This window comes from Prevotella heparinolytica, from assembly GCF_002998535.1.
Lineage (GTDB): Bacteria > Bacteroidota > Bacteroidia > Bacteroidales > Bacteroidaceae > Bacteroides > Bacteroides heparinolyticus.
The window spans coordinates 2,893,324-2,917,383 of record NZ_CP027234.1 but is presented as its reverse complement, the minus strand read 5'-3'; the positions used below and the strand labels follow the sequence as shown (position 1 = coordinate 2,917,383).

The 24,060-nt window shown below is 49.0% G+C and carries 14 protein-coding genes; 8 read left to right on the top strand and 6 right to left on the bottom strand.

Annotated features, from left to right (window positions below; genetic code table 11):
* Window positions 1-105: 105 nt before the first annotated feature.
* The 3 genes from C3V43_RS11655 to C3V43_RS11645 all read right to left on the bottom strand — a co-directional run bounded on the left by C3V43_RS11655 (window position 106) and on the right by C3V43_RS11645 (window position 8,931).
* On the bottom strand, window positions 106-1,020 hold the full coding sequence (locus C3V43_RS11655; RefSeq protein ID WP_106069956.1) for a helix-turn-helix domain-containing protein: 915 nt from the start codon (window positions 1,018-1,020) through the stop codon (window positions 106-108).
* Between the two features lie 490 nt (window positions 1,021-1,510).
* Window positions 1,511-4,393: a TIM-barrel domain-containing protein gene (locus tag C3V43_RS11650; RefSeq protein ID WP_106069955.1), complete on the bottom strand. Its 2,883-nt coding sequence runs from the start codon at window positions 4,391-4,393 to the stop codon at window positions 1,511-1,513.
* Between the two features lie 437 nt (window positions 4,394-4,830).
* Complete coding sequence (locus C3V43_RS11645) at window positions 4,831-8,931, bottom strand: hybrid sensor histidine kinase/response regulator transcription factor (RefSeq protein WP_106069954.1); 4,101 nt, start codon at window positions 8,929-8,931, stop codon at window positions 4,831-4,833.
* Window positions 8,932-9,563: 632 nt separating this feature from the next.
* Here C3V43_RS11645 and C3V43_RS11640 point away from each other — a divergent pair.
* The 5 genes from C3V43_RS11640 to C3V43_RS11620 all read left to right on the top strand — a co-directional run bounded on the left by C3V43_RS11640 (window position 9,564) and on the right by C3V43_RS11620 (window position 16,116).
* Window positions 9,564-10,436, top strand: a complete 873-nt coding sequence (locus tag C3V43_RS11640) for a DUF8429 coiled-coil domain-containing protein (protein WP_106070583.1) — start codon at window positions 9,564-9,566, stop codon at window positions 10,434-10,436.
* A gap of 625 nt (window positions 10,437-11,061) precedes the next feature.
* Window positions 11,062-12,531 (top strand): TolC family protein, encoded by a 1,470-nt coding sequence (locus tag C3V43_RS11635; RefSeq protein ID WP_106069953.1) that lies wholly within the window; start codon window positions 11,062-11,064, stop codon window positions 12,529-12,531.
* Window positions 12,532-12,637: 106 nt separating this feature from the next.
* The gene (locus C3V43_RS11630) at window positions 12,638-13,624 is read left to right on the top strand and encodes an HlyD family secretion protein (protein ID WP_106069952.1); all 987 of its coding nucleotides are present in this window, start codon (window positions 12,638-12,640) and stop codon (window positions 13,622-13,624) included.
* Between the two features lie 45 nt (window positions 13,625-13,669).
* Window positions 13,670-14,851, top strand: coding sequence for an ABC transporter permease (locus C3V43_RS11625; RefSeq protein ID WP_106069951.1), 1,182 nt, complete (start codon window positions 13,670-13,672; stop codon window positions 14,849-14,851).
* Window positions 14,851-16,116, top strand: coding sequence for an ABC transporter permease (locus tag C3V43_RS11620; RefSeq protein ID WP_106069950.1), 1,266 nt, complete (start codon window positions 14,851-14,853; stop codon window positions 16,114-16,116). The genes C3V43_RS11625 and C3V43_RS11620 overlap by 1 nt, the downstream gene beginning before the upstream one ends.
* A 7-nt stretch (window positions 16,117-16,123) precedes the next feature.
* Here C3V43_RS11620 and C3V43_RS11615 read toward each other — a convergent pair whose 3' ends face one another.
* Window positions 16,124-17,230 carry an SGNH/GDSL hydrolase family protein gene (locus tag C3V43_RS11615; protein ID WP_106069949.1) on the bottom strand — a complete coding sequence of 369 codons (1,107 nt, stop codon included), beginning with the start codon at window positions 17,228-17,230 and terminating at the stop codon, window positions 16,124-16,126.
* Window positions 17,231-17,677: 447 nt separating this feature from the next.
* Between C3V43_RS11615 and C3V43_RS11610 the strand changes: the two genes are divergently transcribed.
* From C3V43_RS11610 to C3V43_RS11600, 3 genes are all read left to right on the top strand, one after another.
* Entirely contained in the window at window positions 17,678-19,597 is a 1,920-nt protein-coding gene (locus tag C3V43_RS11610) for a TlpA family protein disulfide reductase (RefSeq protein WP_106070582.1), read from the top strand.
* Between the two features lie 356 nt (window positions 19,598-19,953).
* Window positions 19,954-20,316, top strand: coding sequence for a BlaI/MecI/CopY family transcriptional regulator (locus tag C3V43_RS11605; protein ID WP_106040906.1), 363 nt, complete (start codon window positions 19,954-19,956; stop codon window positions 20,314-20,316).
* A 19-nt stretch (window positions 20,317-20,335) separates the two neighbouring features.
* Complete coding sequence (locus C3V43_RS11600) at window positions 20,336-22,096, top strand: M56 family metallopeptidase (RefSeq protein ID WP_106069948.1); 1,761 nt, start codon at window positions 20,336-20,338, stop codon at window positions 22,094-22,096.
* A gap of 87 nt (window positions 22,097-22,183) precedes the next feature.
* Here C3V43_RS11600 and C3V43_RS11595 read toward each other — a convergent pair whose 3' ends face one another.
* The gene (locus C3V43_RS11595; protein ID WP_106070581.1) at window positions 22,184-23,284 is read right to left on the bottom strand and encodes an Mrp/NBP35 family ATP-binding protein; all 1,101 of its coding nucleotides are present in this window, start codon (window positions 23,282-23,284) and stop codon (window positions 22,184-22,186) included.
* A 13-nt stretch (window positions 23,285-23,297) separates the two neighbouring features.
* Window positions 23,298-24,056, bottom strand: coding sequence for a tRNA (guanosine(46)-N7)-methyltransferase TrmB (gene trmB / locus C3V43_RS11590; protein WP_106069947.1), 759 nt, complete (start codon window positions 24,054-24,056; stop codon window positions 23,298-23,300).
* Window positions 24,057-24,060 lie beyond the last annotated feature (4 nt).

Sequence of the window (24,060 nt, the reverse complement as noted above, 5' to 3'; positions counted from 1 at the left end):
TATCTGTAACAAACATACGCAATCGTAAAGGAGTCTTTTTCTTCCTATATATACGCGGAAACGAACAACAAGTTGCAGTGAGGCAGACTCTTTCAGATAGTGTTTCTATGCAGGAGGAAATAAGAACAAATCCCGATACTTGCCCGGAGCCACTTTCATGATTTCACAAAACACGCGGGTAAAATGGAAACGGTTGGAGAAGCCCGTCTTGGCGGCTATCTCCTCGATACTCATTCCGGTATGGGTGATGAGCATACAAGCATAATCTATCCTTTTCTTCTTGACAAACTTCTGTAAAGTGACTCCCGTCTCATTCTTGAACAGACGAGAAAAGGAGTTAGTGGCCATGCAAGCCCTACTCGCCAGTAGTTCGTTGGACAGATTCTCTTCGCAATGGTCTTCAATATAACTGATGGCTTGCGCAATGCGGACATCGCCGGTGTTTGGCTTCCATTGGCTTCCCTCAACGCCCAAAAGTATCTCACAGATAAGTGCCTGAACGTTCAAAAAAGCCCCTATACTGAACGTGGATATTTGCCCACTGCTCAGGAGATAGCGTTGCATATGGTCGATTTTCGCTTCCAGACTTTCCGTCAGGTCGATAGGAAAGACACCCGTCAGCGCATTATCATACGGAAATCCTAACGAGAAATGAACGAACAAATGCCCGATGGCCCCATCTGCCAGCAACTGTTCCCGCTCACTTTCCGCCAAGGCGCCGAGGTTTCCTCCACATAGGCAATTCCCCCGACGGGGAATGCTATTCCCTTCTATGCGCGAGCTGTAATCCGTATTTGGAGCGATGAGATAGACTTTATTCGTTTCCATGCGATAGGTCGTGCCCCGATATTCGATGACACCGCCAACTCCGGTATTGCGGTAAATCCGCCAGAAAGGAAACGAAAGCGTACTGTACTCCCAATTCTTCAACCACCAATACCTGCAACAATGTATCTTGATGGAAACACGGGGAAAATACTGCACCGTAGTAGACGGATCTCCGGTAAATAATGTCTGCATAGGCCATAGCTATTAAAGTAACCATCTGCAAACATAGTAAAAAAGATTAAACCTGCAAGAAAAGGCCACATGAAAAATACACCACACACTTCCAATTCCCGAAGTCTTGCAGGAGGAAGAAAAATATTTACTTCAAAGAGAAGTAACCGTCCTGTCACAACCGGCTATATAGATGGCCCCGGTTGGAAGTATAGATGCAGCACGGTGGAGATATATTTCCAGCACGATAGAGATATATCTCTACCTAAGCCTGCCTACAGGTATCTCTTGCAGGGGATACCTCCGGACAAGCATACGGTATTAATTCTCAACAAGGAAAAGATAATGAAACAAACCACCGAAACAAATACTTTTCTCCGACCGAAGTACGTTAGTTTACTTTCACAACCGCCGCTCCTTGTTTCAGTCCATCGGCCGCAGCCGTCAGTCGTATGCTTCCGGACTGTCCGATTGAAAGCAACAATAGTTTCTTCATCACGAATAGACGTTATTAGAGTTTCACACGCTGTGCTTTTCCGTTGTATTTCACCACTGCACCTTTCGCCTTCAAGTCAAAGGCTTGCACTTTATCTTTGCCCACTTTCACCACATTGAAGATACGTTCTTCCAACATACCGGAATATTCGCCCGTGCGATCGCCGATGGTCAAAGTTCCCTCTGCATCGTTGTAAACAAACGGGATGGCAGCATATTTTCCCTTCTCATAGTTATAATTCACCCCTTCGTCTTCGTAGAGGGTAAATGCCCCGTCTTGCCCTGCATAAACAAAGAGCGTGATTTCCTCTGCCTGCTTCTCGTCGCTATATTGCATGTCGGGACCAAAGGGGATGATGGCTCCTGCACGTACATAGAGCGGTATGCGCTCATAAGGGGCAGCCACTGTCAGCTTCCGGCCACCTTCCACGTAGGTTCCGGTGTAGAAGTCATACCATCCGCAGCCGGCGGGGAAATACATCTCGCGCGTGCGTGCACCGTATTCATAAACCGGAGCAACCATCAGTGCCGGGCCGAACATGAACTGGTCGCCTATATTGTTGACGCTTGCATCTGCCGTGAAGTCCATCACCAACGGGCGCATGATGGTATAATCGTTGAAATGGGTCATGCCTGCCAATGAATAGATATACGGCATCATGTTATAGCGCAGTTTGGTATAATAAACAATGGAATTATAGCATGGATGCCCTTCGGGAGCAATGTTCCATACTTCGCGAAACGGGTACTGTCCATGCGCACGGAACAAAGGACAGAAAGCACCGAACTGATACCAACGGGCATTCAATTCTCTCCACTCTTTATAATCCGCATTCTCGCGTCCCGTCCGGTTGAGTTCCTGCTGGCCTGCCACGTAACGATTCTCTACGCAGAATCCACCGATATCCATCGTCCAGTAAGGAATTCCACTGACGGCAAAGTTCAGTCCGGCAGAGATTTGCGCCTTCATGTCTTCCCAACGGGTGGCAATGTCACCGCTCCAAGTGGCGGTGGAGTAGCGTTGCAGCCCGGCAAAGCCCGAACGAGTCAGCAGAAAGACACGCTTGTCCGGCTCGATGCCACGCTGTCCGTCATAGATAGCTTCGGCATTCATCAAGGCATACGTGTTGAAGAACTTGGCCGAAGGTCCCAGAGCCGTAGGGCCGGAAAGGTCTTTACGATACTGAATATCCGTGCAGTCGCGCACATTCGGTTCGCTGGCATCCATCCACCATGCATCGATTCCGAGAGGATAGTAATGGTCTTGTATCTGTTTCCAGAAGAGCTTACGCGCATCGGCATCGTAAGCATCGTAGAAAGAACCCAGATAACCCGGACCTACCCAGTCTCTGATACTGTCTTTTACGGCCTGCCGATACATCCAACCTTTCTCGTCGAATTCCTTATAATGCTCGGTCGTCACATAGAACTTGGGCCACACGGAAATCATTACACGGCCGTTCATGGAATGGATAGAGTCCACCATCCCCTTGGGGTCGGGAAAACGTTCAGGGTCGAATTCATGGCTTCCCCACGCATCCTGCTTCCAGTGCAACCAGTCGATGACGATGTTGTCGATGGGAATCCGACGTTTGCGGAATTCCTTCAAGGTAGAGAGCACCTCCTCCTTCGTGTTGTACTTTTCACGACTCTGCCAATAGCCCATCGCCCACTTCGGCATAATCGGGCTCTTGCCGGTCAGTGTACGATAGCCGCTGACCACCTCGTCCATATTGTCGCCATATACGAAGTAATAGTTTATCTCGTTCTGCATTTCGCCCCACCAGGAGAGTTTGTCCTGCTCTTCATCGGCCACCGGACTGAGCACTCTCAAGCCGCAGTAAGAGACTTGCCCGTCGGGTTTCCACTCAATCTTTAAAGGAACACGCTTGCCTGCTTCCAGATTCACCGCAAACTTATAGCTGTTGGGATTCCAGGCCGTGCGCCAACGTTCGGGCACTGCCAACTCATTATTGATATATACTTTGGTATAGCCGGCATAATAGAGGATGAAGCGGAATAAGCCGGTTTCCGATGGTTCTATCTCGCCTTCATACGTCACGCCCGCTCCCATAAACGGGAATCCGTCCGGCAGGTTTATCACTTTCTTCAAACGGGCGGCACGGTCCAGATGCTCGAAATAAAGAGAATCCTCACGGCGTACGATGGTCTCCACGCGCTTATCGGCCGGAACGTATGTGCCCGTCAAGGCACCTTCCTTGCCATCCTTGTCATACAGCTTGAATACACCGCCCAACTGCGAGTAGTCGCGCGGGTCGCCGAAACGACAAAGGGAATAACTATCCCAAAGCACACCGTAATTCTTATTGGAAACAATAAACGGTACGGAAACTTTGGTGTTGTATTGAAACAGCTCCTCATTTTTCCCCTTGTAGTTGAACTCATCCGCCTGATGCTGCCCCAGGCCATAGTAGGCCTCATCGTTGCCCGCCGATCGGAACACTTGCCGAACGGTATATCCTTTGGTACCTTCCACTTCGATCGGGGCAAAGGTTCTTCCGTTGCTGTCTTCCGCCAGAATCAGGTTTCCGGCAGCATCGGTAAAGCGCACTTCGCCGGTTTTCTTTGAAACGATGGCACATAATTCGGAGGTCTTCACACAGACTTCATCCGCCTGCTCCTCCACCTTAAACGCTGTTTTATGCTGCCGGGGAATCAGTATGAGACTTGGTTCCTTCGAGAACTCTTTCTCCGGAGTGGCCGATACGCGGATGAGCTTCTCGCCCATCACCTCCAACCTTACCTTACGCACATCCGCAGGCCGTTGTCGGCTTACTTCTATAATCACGCCGTTTTCCGTCTTTTGAAGTCCGCTTCCGGCACATGCGGCAAGCATCCATGCGGCAAGCAAATAAACTGAAGTGTTTTTCAAATTCATACGTTACTGTTCTTTAAAGTGATTTTTCTTCCGGTGCAAAGATAAGAAGCCTCTTCCGGAACACACCTCCCGGATGTTGAGACAAAAGGTATCTTTTGATGCCTTTAAAGATAAAATGTTTCCGGAATGGGTATCTGTTGTTATTTGACCCGATATTAAGAAAAGAAGTGAACGAGATGCCGTCCGAAAGATGATGAGACCTGCCTGAAAACATTCGCCGCCAACGGGAGAAAACTCTATCTTAGCGCTTGCGATGTATATCTTGCGCCTTGCGATATATATCTTAGCGCCTGCGATATACATCGCAAGCGCTAAGATAGAACTCTCCTCCTAATCTCTTCCTGTTTCAGACAAGGCAAAGAGAGGTTTTATCCGCTGATGAAAACTCTTTCTTGTACGGATGAAACCCATATCCGGAACCTTATATCGAATTCCGGTTATTTACCCTCTCCCTCCTGATAGACAGAGGGCAAAACGCCAAACTCGTCCCTGAAGTACTTGCTGAAATATTTAGGATTATTGAAGCCGAGCTGATAGGCAATCTCCGATACATTCCGCTGACTTTCACGAAGCAGTTGCGCTGCTCTCTTCAGGCGGATGATGCGAATGAACTCGATAGGTGTCTTGCCCGTGATCTGCGAAAGCTTTTTATAAAGATGCACCCTGCTCATCCCCAGTTCACGGCTCAACTCTTCGACAGACAAGTCGCTGCGGCCGATGTTGGCTTCCACATACTTGATGGCATCCGCCACCAACTGTTCGTCCAACGAGGTGATAACTATCCGGCTCGGTTCAGGTTCAATCCGTAAACGCTGTCTGCGCTTACCGTACAAGTCAATCAGTTTACGCATGCGCAGTATCAGTACCTCCACATTGAAAGGTTTCGTCACATAATCGTCCGCCCCGATAGTCAGGCTTTCCACTTTATCTTCTACCGCTTGCTTGGCAGTGAGCAATATGACCGGAATATTCTCGGTGCGCTTGTCGGTTTTTACCCAACGGCACAGTTCGTTGCCATCCATTTCGGGCATCATCACGTCACTTACAATGATATCCGGCTGTAAATCCGGTATCAGCCGCCATGCCTCCCTTCCGTTCGAAGCGGTCTGTATGCGGAAATAGAGGCTCAGACTATCCTTCATGAAGGCCACCAAGTCATCGCTGTCATCCACAACCAGCACCAATGGCTGTTCTTTGTCTCCGCCATCGGTCGTATCGTCCATATCATCGGACAATGCTTCGTTTTCTTCGTCCAAGGCTTGCTCTATTTCCGACTCAACAAAGACTTTCTCCGCCTCTTTCTTTCTGCCGGATTTAGAAACAACCCCTTCCCGACCGACCTGCTTGATAGGAATGGTCACAAGAAATACGCTTCCGACACTCACATTATCCAATACCTGCACCGTACCTTCATGCAGTGTCACAAAATCGTGCACCAGGCTCAAGCCTATACCACTGCCCGTAGACTGAAGATTCGGATGATTGACCTGATAGAAGCGCTCGAAGATGTGCTCTTTATCTTCATCCTTTATTCCGGTTCCCGTATCCGATACTTTCAACAGTAACTTATCGGGTTCACCCTTCAACACTTCCATCGAAACATCCACCCGGCCTCCTTCGGGCGTGAACTTGAAGGCATTGGAAAGCAGGTTCATCACCACCTTGCCCATTTTATCTTCATCAAACAACATGTTCAAAGACTCCACAGCCGAATAAAAGGTCAGATGTACATTCTTCTTCTCAGAAAGCATCAGGAAAGATGCGCAAATATGCCTTACGAAAGCCACTATATCCCCTTCGGCAGAAGTGAGATGCAGCCCCGCCACTTCACTCTTGCGAAAATCGAGCAATTGGTTCACGAGATTCAACAGCCGAAGCGCATTGCGATGCATCAACGTCAAGCGCCCCAATTGTTTGTCGTCCGACACCTCTTTCATCATGCTTTCCAGCGGAGATATTATCAGTGTAAGCGGTGTGCGCAATTCGTGACTGACGTTCGTAAAGAAACGAAACTTCATCTGGTTCACCTCTTCCATCTTCCGGGCATCCTGTTCCATCTGTCTGATTTTAAACTTGTTCCGTTCCTTGCGTTCTACGGCACGGATAGAAAGATAGATAATTCCCGCCAACAGCAACACATAGAATATATATGCCCACGTGGTCTGCCAGAAGGGGGGAAGAATCACAATCTTCAGCACGGCCTCTTCCGTCCCTGCAAAACCATCGCTGTTGACAGCCTTTACCCTCAGCACGTAGGTGCCGGGAGCCAGATTGGTGTAGGTGGCCCGACGCATGTCCGAAGCAGAGGTCATCCAATCGTTATCAAAGCCTTCCAGCTTATAAATGTAGCGGGTCTTCTCGGGCAACACATAATTGTCTGATGCAAATACAACCGTAAAGACATTCTGCCGGTAATCGAGCGTCAACTCGCCTATATGATTGAGAGATTTATCCAGCACAACACGTCCACCATACTCTCGCCCCACTTCCACCTCTTCATTGAACAGACGGAAATCAGTAAATATCACTTTGGGCTGTGTGCGATTGTATTTTATGACATCAGGATTAAAAATATTGATGCCATACAGTCCTCCCATCACAACCTCACCCGAAGCCAAACGTTCGATGGAACGCAGGTTGAACTCACAGCCTTGCAAGCCATCCTTATCGTTATACACATGAAAGTGAAAAGCATATTCTTGCGAACGTTTGTCCTGCAATACGACCATGTTAACCACTCCGTCGGCAGTAGTGACCCACATGTTCCGGTGCTTGTCTTCCACAATACCGGAAATGAAACGACCGGAAATCTCTTGTGGAAGAGAGATAACCTGCAAACCGTCATTGACGGGATCGTAAAGATTCAACCCGTCGCGCGTGGCAATCCAAATCAGTCCGCGACTGTCCTCATACACCTGATTGACACTCTGATTGGAGAATCGCGCATTTCCCGACTTCGTCCCCACATAATTGGTTGCCCGTCCGGTATTCAAGTCGAGGATGGAAATGCCCGAAGAAGCCGTTCCTATGATCAGGCGATTGTTGCGCCCCATGCAGATGGAAGCAATGTAGTCCGAAATAAGACCGCAAGTAGCCACATTATAATTAGTAAAGACTCCGGTTTTAGGATTCAGTCGCTGTACTCCCCCACTTAGTGTACCTATCCAGATATTTCCTTCCTCGTCCTCGGCCAAAGACCATACATTGTTGTTCGATAAAGAATTGGGATTGCCCGGTTGATGGCGATAGTGAACGAAGCGATGACCGTCATAACAATCCAATCCTCCCCAGAAAGTACCAATCCACAACCTGCCGTCTTTTGCCTTCAACAGACTGACTACCACATTTGCGGTAAGCGAGTTCTCTCCCCGGCGAAGAAACGTATTCTTCTCTCCGCTCTGCGGATTCCAATGCACCAACCCTCCATCGTTCGTTCCAAGCCACAAAGTGCCATCTCTGCCGTCTTCTATGGCATTGACGTCGCCCAACGGACTTAAAGCAAATTTATAGATACTTTCGTCATAGTAGGCCACACCTTTTTTATAGGTACCCACCCACATGATGCCGGCGGCATCTTCATATAGTTCCATAATCGTATTGTGGGGCAGCCCACGTTCATTATCCGGATGGCTTATCAGCGATGTGATTTTCCCCGTTTTCTTGTCCAGAACGTCTATCCCCTCCTGATCTTTTCCCAGCCAGATCTGCCCTTTACGGTCTTGAGTAATGCTCCTTATCATGTTGTGCGAAAGGTTGCTTATCCGGTCGTTACGGTTCTTTTTCCATTCCTTGCTTTTCAGATTATAGACCCATAGGCCCGGAGCACCATATATCCAAAGGTCTTCATCTCTGTCCACGAATAAAGAGAACGTCTCTACATATTCCTCTCCCACCATCTCAGTGATGTCGGTCAGCGTCCACTTCAGCGCCATGCGCCGGCTATCTATACAAACAATGCGTCCGTTACTATAAGCCAGCAAGATACCCTCTTTGCTATCTATCATGCCGGTGATGTTACCTTGCGGTAATCCTCCGGTTGTAAAAAGAAGCCCTTCGGCTTTTTTTTCACCGGCACGATAACGGTAGCATCCCACTCCGGGCACATAGAACCAAAGAGTTTTCTCCTTGTCCACCATTACCTCCTGCGGGACTCCGTTTATACCGATATTCCACATATAGCCACGCATATCGTTCTCAAAGGTCTCCGCCACAGGGTCAAAAAAGGTATAATTCGTTTCGCCTATCCGCATCCAAAGCCTGCCTTCACTGTCTTCCACGATGTTTTCCACAAAATTGTCGGGAATGGAAGTTGTCCGGCTATCGTCATGGCGGAACGTCCGGAATCGATAACCGTCATAGCGCGCCAACCCGGAAGCCGTACCGAACCACAGAAAGCCTTGCGAGTCTTTGCAAATGGAGTTGATCTGATTATTGGGGAGACCGTCTTTCACTTCCAGGCATTTGAACATGTAGTTTTGCGACGAGGCAGAGAGACAAACCATGCAGATGCCCCAAAGGAACAAATATAATCGTTTCATTTCACAATAATTATAGAAAGATTGCTTGCAAATGAAACAAAAAGATAGGAGAAAACAAAGGATAGTGAACGAAATGTGCCTAAATTGAGACAGCCGACTGCCACGTGTCTTCTCACCGCGAGGAGATACCCGTTTTAAGCCGGTTTAAAGGGAGCCATTGGCTTTCGACAAAACTTACCGATTATCACTTTAGTATCTGCATTCAGCAGCCTTAATCACGATTTTATTTTATTGAGGATCAATACCAAATACTTATCAAGAAATACCTCTTATAAGAGATACCAGTAGGCTGGTTTTGGTGGAGACATATCTCCACCGTGCTGCACCTATACTTCCAGCCGGGGACATCCATATAGCGAGTAAGGTTGAGGAGAAGAGCACTCTAAGAAGTAAATGTTTTTCTTTTCCTGAAAGGTTTCGAGATTGGAAGTGCGTGGTGTACCTTTCATATAATCGGCTTTAGGAGGAATAAATCAGACGGAGAGAAGTTTTAGCAGACACGAATAAAAGGAAAAACTTTTTTTTCAATTTCTTAATTGGTTTTTTAGCTATCTTTGCCGCAAAAATCAGGCAGTCATTCCGCACCATTGCAAATGACACATACTCAGAAACAAAAATTAAACAAAACATCAATGACAAAGAACAAATCCCTGATTATTGTTGGAACTATATTAGTGCTGCTGTTGATCGGTGTCACCGTATTGCTGATTTCCGAGAAGAAAACCAACTATGAGTTGACGCAGGAGTTTCAATTGGAAAAAGAAGACTTGGAGAACCAATACACCGACTTCGCCAAGCAGTATGACGAACTGAAGCTGAGTGTTTCCAACGACTCCCTTTCTGTTCTTTTGGAGCAGGAGCAGCTCAAGACCCAACGCCTCCTGGAAGAGTTGCGCACGATAAAAAGCAGCAACGCCTCCGAAATCAGACGCCTGAAAAATGAATTGGCTTCCCTACGCAAAGTCATGATTGGCTACATCAACCAGATAGACTCCTTGAATCGGCTTACAGCCCAACAAAAAGAGATCATAGCCGATGTTACCCAGAAATACAATGCGGCTTCGCGACAGATCAGCAACTTGTCAGAAGAGAAAAAGAATCTCACCAAGACCGTGACCCTTGCCGCCCAACTGGATGCCACCAACATATCCGTACAAGCCACCAATAAACGCGGTAAGGTGGCCAAGAAAGTTAAAGATGTCGTGAAACTAAAAATAAACTTCAGCATCGTAAAGAACATTACCGCCGAAACCGGAGAACGCACCCTCTACATCCGCATCACCAAACCGGACAACGACGTGCTGACCAAAAGTGCATCCAATACCTTCTCATACGAGAATCGCAACTTGACCTATTCTATCAAAAAGTACATAGAATACAACGGAGAAGAACAGGCCGTCACCGTTTATTGGGATGTGGAAGAGTATCTCTATGCCGGCACCTATCGGGTAGATATTTTCGCAGACGGCACCCTCATCGGTTCACAATCATTCGCATTGGAGTAATTCGGGACTTACTCCGTATCAGGCTCGTATCAAGTCCGTATTTACTTCGTCTTTATAGGTACTTAAGGGCGGGACAAGCGGTTCCTTTTGCTAAAGATTAGGGCTGCATCCTATCGGGCAGATATTTCTTGAATGCACTGGTTGACAGCGGTCAGGCAGAAGAGAACCTTTTACGCCGCCCCGCCCTCCTCCCCCTGTTTTGACAGCTGCAATCCTTTGTCGTGACAGAGGCAAGTGTTCAAGCCGACAGACACTTGTGTTTGACGTGACAGACACAAGTGTTTGAGCCGTCAGACACAAGCGTCTGACAAGATGGCGACAAACACCTGATAACCAACACACTTCGACTTTAAAACACAAGCCGCTGGGTGAAGTCATCGACTTGCTTCTTATCCCCGAGCTCAAGTATAGATATGGAGCAAATACGGACCTGATACGGTTTTGATATGCAACGAATATATGCCTGACATGAGAAGCATACTGCCGCACATGTAGCCGACAAATGATAAAACAGGTTAATTTATTTTGCAGTATCATTAAAAGCCTATATTTTTGCATCGTTGTTTATGCAATTATTGTTTCTCGGCAAAATAGAATTTTATCATCATCGCAATGTATAATCCCAATGAAAAAGTCATTATGTTTCATCTGGTTAATATGCCTGACCATTCCAGCATTCTCACAGAGAACTCTCAGCTTGGATAGTTGCCGTGCTTTAGCCATTTCCAATAACAAAGAATTACAGATAAGCCGCGAGAAAGTCAAGGCAGCCCACTATCAAAAAAAGGCCGCATTCACCAACTATCTTCCCAACATCTCGGCAACAGGCAGCTACATACGCAGCCAGAAAGAACTCTCCATACTAAATGACACACAAAAAGGAGCATTGTCCGGCATAGGCACTACACTGAGCACTCCACTGGGACAAGCCATACAAGCCATAGCGCAAGCCAACCCCCAATTGGGAGGTTTGTTAGGACAGCTCGGCCAGGGCATGGAGGGCACACTCAACCATGTTGGCAGCTCAATCGTAGAAGCTTTTCGTACAGACACCCGCAACATGTATGCAGGCGCACTCACCCTCACCCAACCACTCTATATGGGAGGAAAGATACGTGCATATAATAAAATCACCCGATATGCCGAGGAGCTGGCGCAACAGCAACATAACACCGGCATGCAAGAAGTGATCCTAAGCACCGATCAGGCTTACTGGCAAGTCGTGTCGCTTGCCCACAAAAAGAAACTGGCCGAAGGATACCTGGAATTATTGCAGAAGCTGGATAGCGATGTCGATAAGATGATCGCCCAAGGAGTTGCCACCAAAGCAGACGGACTCTCGGTAAAAGTCAAGGTGAACGAGGCAGAAATGACATTGACTAAAGTGACCGACGGCCTGAGCCTTTCTAAAATGCTACTGTGTCAGTTGTGCGGTCTCGACCTCAACACCCCCGTCATATTGGAAGACGAACAGAAGGAAGACCTGGCCCCCGGTTTCGTGCCCGCCGAGGTTATTGATATCGACAACGTATATGCCAACCGTCCCGAAGTGCGCAGTCTGGAACTTGCCACTCGAATTTATCAGCAAAAAGTAAATGTGACCCGTGCCGAGCATCTGCCATCCATGGCTTTGATGGGAGGATACATGGTATCTAATCCCTCTTTCTTCAACGGTTTTGAAAAGAAATTCAAAGGCATGTGGAATGTAGGCGTGATGGTTTCCGTCCCCATCTGGCATTGGGGGGAGGGCCTGTACAAAGTAAAAGCAGCCAAATCCGAAGCACGGATTGCCCGATACCGATTGGACGAAGCCAAAGAGAAAATAGAGTTGCAAGTCAACCAATCTGCTTTCAAGGTAGATGAAGCCGCCAAAAAGCTGGCTATGGCCGAGAAAAACCTTGAGAAAGCCAATGAAAACCTGCGGTATGCCAACCTCGGCTTCGAAGAAGGTGTGATTCCTGCAAGCAACGTACTTGAGGCTCATACAGCCTGGCTGTCGGCCCAATCGGATAAGATAGACGCGCAAATAGACGTGAAGCTTACGGAAGTCTACCTGAAGAAGGCTATGGGACAACTTGCCGTATCGCACCCCTGAAAAAACGGGATTACAGGATGTGCCATAGGCCAAACAAAAACGGCAACAGAGCTTCGGATTGCTTTTTCCGGAGAATTGAAAAGGAATTAAATGCTAAAATAAAAAGATGGATACAAAATCGCAAAACAGTAACATGCTGCTGGCTTTCCTCACGCTGATAGGAATTATAGCCGTAGTAGCTCTCGTTGGTTTCTTTATGCTACGCAAAGGGCCGGAAATCGTACAAGGACAAGCAGAAGTAACGGAGTATCGCGTATCGAGCAAGGTTCCGGGACGTATCTTGGAATTCCGCGTCAAAGAAGGACAAAGCGTACAAGCCGGCGACACGCTGGCTATCCTGGAAGCTCCGGACGTACAAGCCAAATTGGAGCAAGCACGTGCCGCCGAAGCTGCCGCGCAAGCTCAAAACGAAAAAGCTTTGAAAGGTGCCCGGCAGGAACAGATACAAGCCGCCTACGAGATATGGCAAAAAGCCCGTGCCGGACTTGCCATTGCCGAGAAATCGCACAAACGGGTGAAAAACCTGCACGAACAAGGTGTGATGACAGCCCAAAAGCTGGATGAAGCGACAGCCCAACTCGACGCCGCCAAAGCCACCGAAAAAGCCGCCAAGGCACAATACGACATGGCCAAGAACGGTGCGGAACGCGAAGACAAAGCTGCCGCCGCCGCCTTGGTGGAGCGTGCCAAAGGAGCCGTGGCCGAAGTAGAGTCTTATATCAGAGAGACTTATTTGATAGCACAGACAGCCGGCGAGGTTTCAGAAATCTTCCCGAAAGTAGGCGAACTCGTAGGTACAGGTGCTCCCATCATGAATATTGCCGTGATGAACAACATGTGGGTAACATTCAATGTACGCGAAGATTTGTTGGCGGGCTTGAATATGGATGCGGAATTCGAGGCCTTTATTCCCGCCCTCGACAAAAACATCCGTCTGAAAGTATATTATATGAAAGACCTCGGCACCTATGCTGCCTGGAAAGCCACCAAGACCACCGGGCAGTTCGACCTGAAAACGTTCGAAGTGAAAGCCTCTCCGATGGAGAAGATAGAAGGGCTGCGTCCGGGAATGTCTGTAATATGGAAGAAATGAGTTTCTTCTCCTATGTAACCCGTATGGTCAAATTGTAACGGCACGATGGTAAACAGTAAATCCAAATATATTTTCCTCCTCGACGTGATGAAGCGCGAATGCCGCCGCCTCGTTTCCCGTCCGCTATATCTGTTCTGCATGGTGATAGCACCACTATTCTGCTACCTGTTTTTCACCACACTGCTGGACTCCGGATTACCCACGAACATGCCTGTGGGTGTGGTAGACCAAGACATGAGCAGCACTTCCCGCCGACTGACACGCAACCTCGACGCCTTCGGACAAACTGCCGTCGTGGCTCATTACCCCGGTATCAGAGAAGCCCGTACCGCCATGCAACGGGGAGAGATTTACGGTTTCTACTACATCCCCCAAGGAACTTCTTCCGAAGTGCAGGCACAGCGACAGCCTAAGCTATCTTTCTACACCAACAACACCTTGCTCGTGGCGGGCTCGCTGCTGTTCAAGGACATGAAGATGATGAGCGAACTGGCATCGGGAGCCGCAGCCCGCAGCACACTGTATGCCAAAGGAGCCACCGAAGACCAAGCCATGGGCTTCCTGCAACCCATTGTCATCGATACACATCCACTCAACAACCCGTGGCTGAACTACTCCGTATATCTGTGCAACACCTTTGCACCGGGTGTATTGATGTTGCTTATATTTATGGTGACCGTCTATTCCATCGGAATAGAAATAAAAGACCGTACTGCCCGCGAATGGCTATCTATGGGCAATGATTCCATCTGGATATCCCTTGCCGGGAAATTGCTTCCGCATACAGCAGTGTTCTTCCTGATGGGTATGCTATACAATGCCTACCTGTATGGTTTCCTGCACTTTCCCTGCAATAGCGGCATTTTCCCTATGCTCCTGGCCACCCTCTGCCTGATACTGGCATCGCAAAGCATGGGAATATTGATGATAGGCACCTTGCCTACCTTGCGTTTAGGCCTCAGCTTCGCCTCTTTGTGGGGGGTGCTTTCTTTCTCCATGTGCGGACTGTCATTCCCTGCCATGGGCATGCACCCCACGCTGCAGGCATTGGCCAATCTCTTCCCCTTACGCCATTACTTCCTGATTTATGTGGATCAGGCCCTGAACGGCTATCCCATGATTTATTCGTGGACCAACTATGTGGCATTGCTGATTTTCATGACACTTCCGTTCCTCATCTCGCGCAGGTTGAAAGATGCGCTGGTTTACTATAAATACATTCCCTGATGAAAGAGCTGACATTCAAACAAAAAGTGACACAAGGCATCCATGATTTGTTCTATATATGGAGGCAAGAATTCCGCACGACCTTCCGCGACCAGGGCGTGCTCATCTTTTTTGTGCTTGTCCCGTTGGTCTATCCGCTGATATATGCTTTCATCTATACCAACGAGACTGTTCGGGAAGTGCCTGCGGTGGTGGTAGACAATTCACGTTCTTCGTTGAGCCGAGAATATCTGCGGAAAGTGGATGCCTCTCCCGAAGTGAGCATCGTGGCTTATTGTGCCGACATGGAAGAGGCCAAGCTGATGCTGAAAGAACGAAAAGCATATGGCATCATCCACATGCCTTCCACCTTCAGCGATGACATCGTAAGCGGCAAGCAGACGCAAGTCGGCCTTTTCTGCGACATGAGCGGACTGCTTTACTACAAATCGTTACTGATGGCCAACACCAACGTGTCATTGGCTATGAATGCCGATATTAAAATAGAGCGTACAAGTAATACCACCAACCGTCAGGATGAAATTACCACTTACCCGATGGAATACGAAGACGTGGCTCTTTACAACCCGACCAACGGCTTTGCCGCTTTTCTGATTCCGGCCGTATTGATATTAATCATACAACAAACGCTACTACTGGGTATAGGCCTTTCTGTGGGCACGGCACGGGAGAAGAACCGCTTTAAGGATCTGGTGCCCATCAACCGACACTACAACGGTACACTGCGCATCGTCATGGGAAAAGGGCTGAGCTACTTCATGGTTTATTCTTTGGTGGCCGTGTATGTACTATGTGTGGTTCCACATCTATTCAGCCTCAACCAGATTGCCCTTCCCGGTGTGCTGATTCTGTTTACCTTGCCCTATCTGGCCGCCTGCATTTTCTTTTCTATGACGGCTTCCATAGCCATCCGCAATCGCGAAACCTGTATGCTGCTGTTTGTATTCACTTCCGTACCCCTGCTGTTTCTTTCAGGCATATCGTGGCCGGGAACTGCTATGCCTGCTTTTTGGAGATATTTCTCATATATCTTTCCTTCCACATTCGGCATCAACGGATATGTACGCATCAACAGCATGGGGGCCACGCTCAACGAAGTGGCATTCGAGTATCAGGCACTGTGGCTGCAAACGGGCTTCTATTTCATCACCACCTGCGCGGTGTATCGCCGGCAGATACTGAAAAGCAGGAAGCACATGATCGAGGAATACAAACGGCATAAACTACAAAAAGCGGCAAAGCCGTCGGCAGACATTGACCGTTAGAATCCGCTTATCTTGAACCCGGCTCAGTGAGAAGAGCACTTCCTTCAACACCGTTCAACAAAGCATTGCAGATGGGATAAAGCACCTCCGCATAGCGCATAAAACCCAAATCGGTGAAGTGAATGCCATCTACCGTTGCTTCTCCGTCGTGTCCGATGATGTCACGCGAAGAGAGCAGATAGATATTCTTTTCGCCGCGTTGCTGCAAAGAGCGAAAAAAAGCGCCCAATGCCTCATTCTTTTCTTTTATCTCCTTTGCAATTTTCGTGTCGAGGGCAGCGTGGATGAAAATCGGGTCTTCCACAAAAAGTATCGGAGTATCGGGATGCTTGCCACGAATGATGGAATAAAACTTATCCGCACGCTCTTTGATATGTGTCACACCGGCATTAGGGACAAAGTCGAGAACGAACAGCGAGGCATCCACACCCGCCAATACACCGGCTATCTCCAAATCGAGCAAGGCATTGCCACTGAAGCCCAGGTTGATGCACTCGCGATTGAGCCGACGCTCCAGAATATTGGTATGCGCCATGCCGGGACGGGAGGCGCAACCGCCCTGCAAGATGCTGGTTCCATAAAATGCTATCGGCTTTTCACGCTTCGGCAAATCAACCGCCGGTCTGTCTATCATCGACAGAGAATCCACGCCGATGGCAAGCGAGACGGCCCCGTCGTACAATGGCAGATATAAGAGGTATTCGCGCTCTTCGGGCAGCATATTCCCGACAATTACCGCTTCGGTGAATTTCCCCGTAGGACGACCGCTGCCGGCAAACATCCACCGTCCGTCTTGCAGGTAGTAAAGGTCGAGTCCGCAGATGCCGGTGGGTGTCATGTGGTTCATCCGGAAATTATTCCGCGTCTCCCAACGGGCGGCAATGCAAGTGGAGTTGGAACGAAAACGCACGGCAAGTCCCGCACTGTTGCGACCTAACTCCCAGAGCGGTTTGCGGGAAACGGACTGCAAAGAATCCGGCAAGCGCTCGTAGCGCGTAAGGGTAGACTCCGTGGCTTTGCCCAGCAGCGGGAAGGCAGAAGCATCGTGATAGACAATCCGGGCATTGGCGGCAACAGCCAGCAACAAGCCCAACAAAAAAACTTTAGTTCTCATACTATTATATATTAAGAATTCGTCCTGAAATTCAGCAATCCCCCCTCGGGAAAGCATCTTATACTTCGACCGTTGCCGTACTGTAAGTTCGACTGAGGTCGTACTGTAACTTCGACTGAAGCCGCACTGTAACTTCGACCGTTGCCGTACCGTAAGTTCGACCGTTGCCGTACTGTAAGTTCGGCTAAGGTCGTACTGTAACTTCGACCGTCGCCGTACTGTAAGTTCGACCGAAGCCGTACTTACACCTCTTCCGAAGAGCCGGCAAAAGCCGGGATGAACTCCATGTTCAGCCTCGACTCTCAGACCGGTAAGTATCACGAAGACAAAGATACGCAGTTCCTTCGAGAAATGAAAGCAGGCAGACCTTTCACATCAATTAACCCCCTCACGTTTGCACTCTTACGATACATCCGTACCTTTGGAGAAAATATCATTATAATCATTATGAAACATCTACATTTAATCTTGGCAGGCCTCCTGATAAGCACCTGCTGCAGCCTGCACGCCCACAAGCGGGTAATCGAACGGCCGCCGTTCATAGTAAGAAACAATACTGCCATCGAAGTGAGCAAGGTCGTCGTCAGCGACACGGCCACCGTGCTCCACATCTATGCCAAGTATCGCCCCAAAAACTGGATACAGATTGCTCCGGAAAGCTCTTTGCAAGACAATAACGGAGAGAGGTATCCGCTGCGCTCGGGCATCGGCATCACGCCCGGCAAGAAATTCTGGATGCCCGAATCGGGCGAAGCGGAATTCCAACTCGTATTCCCTCCCCTGCCCGACAACGCCACCTCCATCGACTTCACCGAAGGCGAGGAAGTGGAAAACGGCTTCAGCATCTGGGGCATTCAGCTGAAAGGCAACAAACTGCCCAAACAGCTTCTTCCGCCAAACGCAACGGTGCACAAGGCCGACGCAAAAGCCGAGTTGCCCCAACCCACCCTTCAGTACGGAAAAGCCATGCTGACAGGGAAACTGCTCGACTTCCGCCCCGGCATGAAGAACTCTTTCAGAATAATAATGCAGGAAAACCGGAAAGGAGATGTATCGGTCATAACACCGGACATCAACCCCGACGGAAGTTTCAGCAAAGAAATGACGCTGCTCGGAACAACTCCTTGCACCATCTATACAGACATGGGAAACTCCATCTGCTTCTTCATGGAACCGGGCAAGACAACGGAGCTGTACCTCAACCTGCGCGAGCTGGCACGCCGCAGTTCCAAGTTCCGGAAAGAAGAGAAGCCTTACGGAGAGCCGGCATACATCAACGGCCCGCTGCAACTCGTGGCACAGGAGCTGAACCGTTATCAGCCCGACGAAAGCCCGATGACGGGATTGTTTCAAAACAGTGCCGTCTTCGCAGACAAAGACATCGACTCTGCAAAGGAGTATATCCTCAAACTGTCCGACCAAATACAATCCGACATCGACAAGTTGCCTTGCAGCACTTCCACCCGCCAACTGCTCTCCATCAACAACCGGCTGGAGACATACAGCATGCTCGTTTCCGTGCCCAACCTGCTGGCATCATCCGCCGTGCAAGCCAAACGCATCACAGAGAAAGAAGCCCAAGACTTCTATCAGCAACTGCAACAAAACATGCCCGCCGAGTATATACCTTATTCCGACCTCGCTCTGCTGAATGTACCTCAATCCGTCCTTTCAAGCCAATACTATAATGCGGCAATCAGATACATCTACAAACGCGACGAACTGGCCAAAGCATGGGGGACAGACAAGGGCATCTTCTTCGACATAGCCCGCAACATCTCTTTCTATTGGAACATCAAAGACTTCAGCCCGCTCACCGACGCGCAAAAAGACACCCTCGCCACGATGCCCTCCGCCTACCGCGAAATGCTTACCGCCGCCAATGACGAACTGCTTGCCCAAATAGAAGCCAACAAGCAAAAGGCGGGATACGTCATCAACCAACCGGACGACAACGTAGACAATGAACACTTATTTGCCTCCATCATCGGCCGGTATAAAGGGAAAGTTCTGCTGGTTGACTTCTGGGCCACTTGGTGCGGACCGTGCCGTATGGCAAACAAAGCCATAGCCCCCATGAAAGAGGAATTGAAGGATGAAGACATCGTATATCTGTACATCACCGGCGAAACCTCCCCGCTGAATACTTGGAAGAACATGATTCCCGACATACACGGCGAGCACTACCGCGTAACCGACGGGCAATGGACGTATCTGAAGGAACAGCATAAAGTGAAAGGAGTGCCGACTTACCTCATTGTAGACCGTGAAGGAAACATCAAGTTCAGAGCCACCGGCTTCCCCGGAGTGGGAAAAATGAAGGAAGAGTTGCTGAAAACAATAGGGGAAAAAGAGGTAAGAAGATGAACTCATCCAACCGCCGCGCTGCGGAAAACCTACTTCCGATTCAGCGCGAATAACTGTCATTGTGCACAAGAATAAGTGTCATTGTACACAAGAATAAGTGGGACGGCTGCAAGCATCCCATGGGCTGGTTGCAAGCGTCCCATGGGTTGGTTGCAGCCGTCCTACTTATTTCCGTGAACAGAACGACTTGTCTTCGCTGACTTCAGAGATAGTTCCGTAGATACTCGGAATTGAACACGAAGACAAACAGAAACCCATAGCACGAACTCTGCTATTTGAAATAATTAACTATCTGTCTATTGCTTTATTACGATTTATTCGTAGCTTTGCATAGAATTCATTAAAAACATTTATCCATGGAAAAATTAACGATACAAGAAGAAGAAGTGATGCTGTACATCTGGGAGCTGGACAGTTGCTTCGTAAAAGACATTGTTGCCCAATATCCGCAACCGGCCCCTCCCTACACCACCGTGGCCTCCATCGTGAAGAATCTGGAACGGAAGCAGTACGTCCGCCCCACCCGTGTAGGAAACACCTACCGATACACGCCCCTGATTCGCGAAAGCGAGTACAAACGTACGTTCATGAGCAGCTTCGTGCGCAACTATTTTGAAAACTCTTATAAAGAAATGGTATCTTTCTTTGCCAAAGAGCAGAAGATTTCGGCCAACGACCTGAAAGATATCATCACTATGATAGAGAAAGGAAAAGAATAACCGTAACACAACGATATACATGTTAGCCTATTTTCTGAAAGTAAACGTAGCGATAGCAATCTTCTATGCTTTCTATCGGCTGTTCTTCTACAAAGACACATTCTTCGGTTGGCGTAGGGCGACACTGCTCTGTTTCTTCGTCATCTCCGCCGCCGTACCTTTGTTGAACATACAAGCGTGGATAACCGCGCAAGAGCCGATGGCAGCAATGGCAGACCTCTATGCCAACGTCATTCTGCCGGAATTTACAATAGGCGCCCAACCCGTTGCAACAGGCCGAAGCATCCATGCCACCGATTACATCGGCATCCTATACGGAGGAATAGCGGCGCTGCTGGCGATGCGCATCGTCATACAGATAATAGGCATCAGCCGCTTGGCCTGCCAATGCCACAGAACAAGAATAGGCAACGCGAACGTCTTCGTGCTACGCAAGGCAGGAGGCCCATTCTCTTTCTTCCACTGGATTTTCATCCACCCCTCTTCGCATACCGAAGAAGAACTCAACGAGATACTGACCCACGAGCAGACGCACGCACGGCAATGGCACTCCATCGACGTCGTCATCGGCGAACTGGCATGCGCACTTTGCTGGTTCAACCCCTTTGTCTGGCTTATGAAGCGTGAAGTGCGCACCAATCTGGAATACATGGCCGATGCCCGGGTACTGGAGAACGGCTATGACTCCAAGGCTTATCAGTATCACTTGTTAGGTTTGTCTCATCAAAAGGCTGCAGCAACCATCTATAATAATTTCAATGTTTTACCCCTAAAAAAACGTATCAAGATGATGAACAAGAAAAGAACGAAAGAAATCGGAAGGACCAAATACCTGATGTTCCTTCCCTTGACAGCCTTACTTATGATTGTGAGCAACATCGAAACCGTGGCACGCACCACCGGACGGATTACCGCAGAAATCATGGAGGCCGTGGACATACGAACGGAGCAACCCGCAACGGATATTCGGATGCAGGAAAACTCCTCCGTGCTGAAAGTTGAACAGGAAGACCCCGACAACCGGGTTTTTGAAGTCGTAGACCACATGCCCGAATTTCCCGACGGCGGTATGTCCGGACTGATGAGCTATCTGAGCAAGAATCTCAAATATCCGGTAAAAGCACAGGAAGCCAATATTCAAGGCAGGGTTGTCGTGGGATTTATCGTAGAAAAGGACGGCAGTATCACCCATACCAGAATTATCCGCGGTGCCGCCCCCTCTTTGGATGCCGAAGCACTCCGTGTAATCGGCGGCATGCCTAAATGGAAGCCCGGCAGGCAGGGGACAAAAGTCGTACGGGTGAAGTACACCGTCCCGGTTACATTCTCATTAGGTTACGGCAAGAATACGAAAGAATACGCACCGGTCAACGGATCTCTGGAAGAAGTTGTAGCAACGGGATATGTCCCCGTAAAAGGAACGGCGAAGGCAGAAGGAACTGTTTTCGAAGTGGTAGAACAGATGCCGGAATTTCCCGGCGGCCTGCCTGCACTGATGCGGTTCTTAAGCGAGAACATCAAATATCCCGTATTGGCACAGAAAGCCGGAACTCAAGGAAAAGTCACCATAAGATTTATCGTGGACAAGGAAGGGAATGTCACCAATCCGGAGGTGGTGCAGGGAGTAGACCCGCTGTTAGATGCCGAAGCAATCCGGGTAATCTCCGGCATGCCCAAGTGGAAACCCGGCAAGCAAAGAGGGGAAGTTGTGAATGTGCGATACGCACTGCCCGTCACATTCCGCCTGCAAAAACCGGAGAAGGATACTCCTGATAAATAAGATTTGAACACAAAGACACGGAGGCACAGAGATTATCGCCTGTTTTCGCTATCTCTGCACCTCCGTGTCCCGGTATCCAATCCTACGTCATTTATGCACCTCTACAATCTGCGTCGGTGCCATCTCCACGTTCCGTTTGTCCACCTGACGGACAACAGCCGCGGCCAGTTGCAGGAAAGCACGCCCGGTTACTGTAGTTTCATCCAAAGCCACCGGAGTGCCTTTATCGCCGTTTTCGCAAATGCTCTGCACAATAGGAATCTGACCCAGCAAGGGTACATCAAGCTCTTCCGCCAGTTGCTTGCAGCCCTCTTTGCCGAAGATATAATACTTATTCTCCGGCAACTCGGCAGGCGTAAACCATGCCATATTTTCCACCAAACCCAAAATAGGAACATTCACCTTGTCGTTGGTGTACATATCCACTCCCTTACGGGCATCGGCAAGAGCCACCTGCTGCGGTGTGCTCACGATGACAGTTCCTGTAATGGCAAGCGTCTGGAGCAGGGTCAGATGAATATCGCTGGTGCCCGGAGGAGTATCGAGGATGAAATAGTCCAACTCTCCCCAAGCGGCATCGCCCACCAACTGCTTCAAAGCATTGCTCGCCATGCCGCCACGCCACAAGGTAGCTTGGTCGGGCTTCACAAAGAAACCGATGGAAAGCAATTTCAAACCATACTTTTCAACCGGAACAATCAAATCGCGCCCGCCGATGTTTTCGGAATAAGGCTTGGCATCTTCCACCTGAAACATCTTAGGAATGGAAGGACCGAAAATATCGGCATCCAGCAAGCCCACTTTATAACCCATCTTCGCCAAAGCAACGGCAAGATTGGCTGCCACCGTGGATTTCCCGACACCTCCTTTACCGGAGGACACGGCTATCACGTTCTTCACCTCTGGAAGCAACTTACCCACCTCCGGACGTGCCGCCTGACGACTTTCCGTTGTAATGGTAACTTCCACTTCGGGAGATACATACGTATGTATGGCCGTCTCGGCAGCCTTTACCATCGACTTCATGAACGGGTCTGTGGGCTTCTCGAACGTCAATGAGAAGCTGACCGTCATTCCGTCGATACGCAAATTATCGGCCACCATTTCCGCCTCGACCAGATTCTTTCCGGTGCCGGGATAACGCACCGTTGCCAATGCGTCCAATATAAGTTTAGGATATAGTTTCATCATTAATAAGTTTTTATTTAGAAGTTTGCAGACCGCTGCGCTTACTGCGGTTGTAACTGCGGTATTCGTCCAGCTCAATCTCCACATCGGGTTCCTTCAACTCGCCTGTTTGCGGCAAACGGAACTTGATATACTTGATAGTTAAACCACGATCGAGCCATTGTTGTTCATAATAGGTTCTGATACTTAGTATCTCGTCGGCCATACCCGCATGATACAAGTCATCGGTCATCACATCGACGGGCAGGCCGTTGCGTTCTATCATGTACTTGGTATAGGTAAACATAAAGTTACTGTCCGTCTTGAGATGCACCAGCCCGTCGTTTTTCAGGAACTTGCGGTAACGCTCCATAAAAAACGTAGAGGTCAGCCTCTTGGTGGCTTTCTTCATCTGCGGATCGGAAAAAGTAAGCCAGATTTCACTGACTTCGCCCGGTGCAAAGAAACGGTCGATAATCTCAATGTTCGTTCGCAGGAAAGCAACATTCTTCATGCCTGCCTGCAATGCTTCCGTAGCTCCCGACCACATGCGCGCACCTTTTATATCGACCCCGATGAAATTCTTCTCCGGAAACAGCTTTCCCAACCCCACGGTGTACTCGCCACGTCCGCATCCCAATTCCAAAACAATGGGACGGTCATTCCCGAAGAATGACTCGCCCCACTTACCTTTTAAATCAAACGGGATATCGGAAACTGCCGAATACGGATATTCAAACACATGCGGATAATTTGCCATATCGGCAAACTTCGCCAATTTACCTTTCCCCATGCTC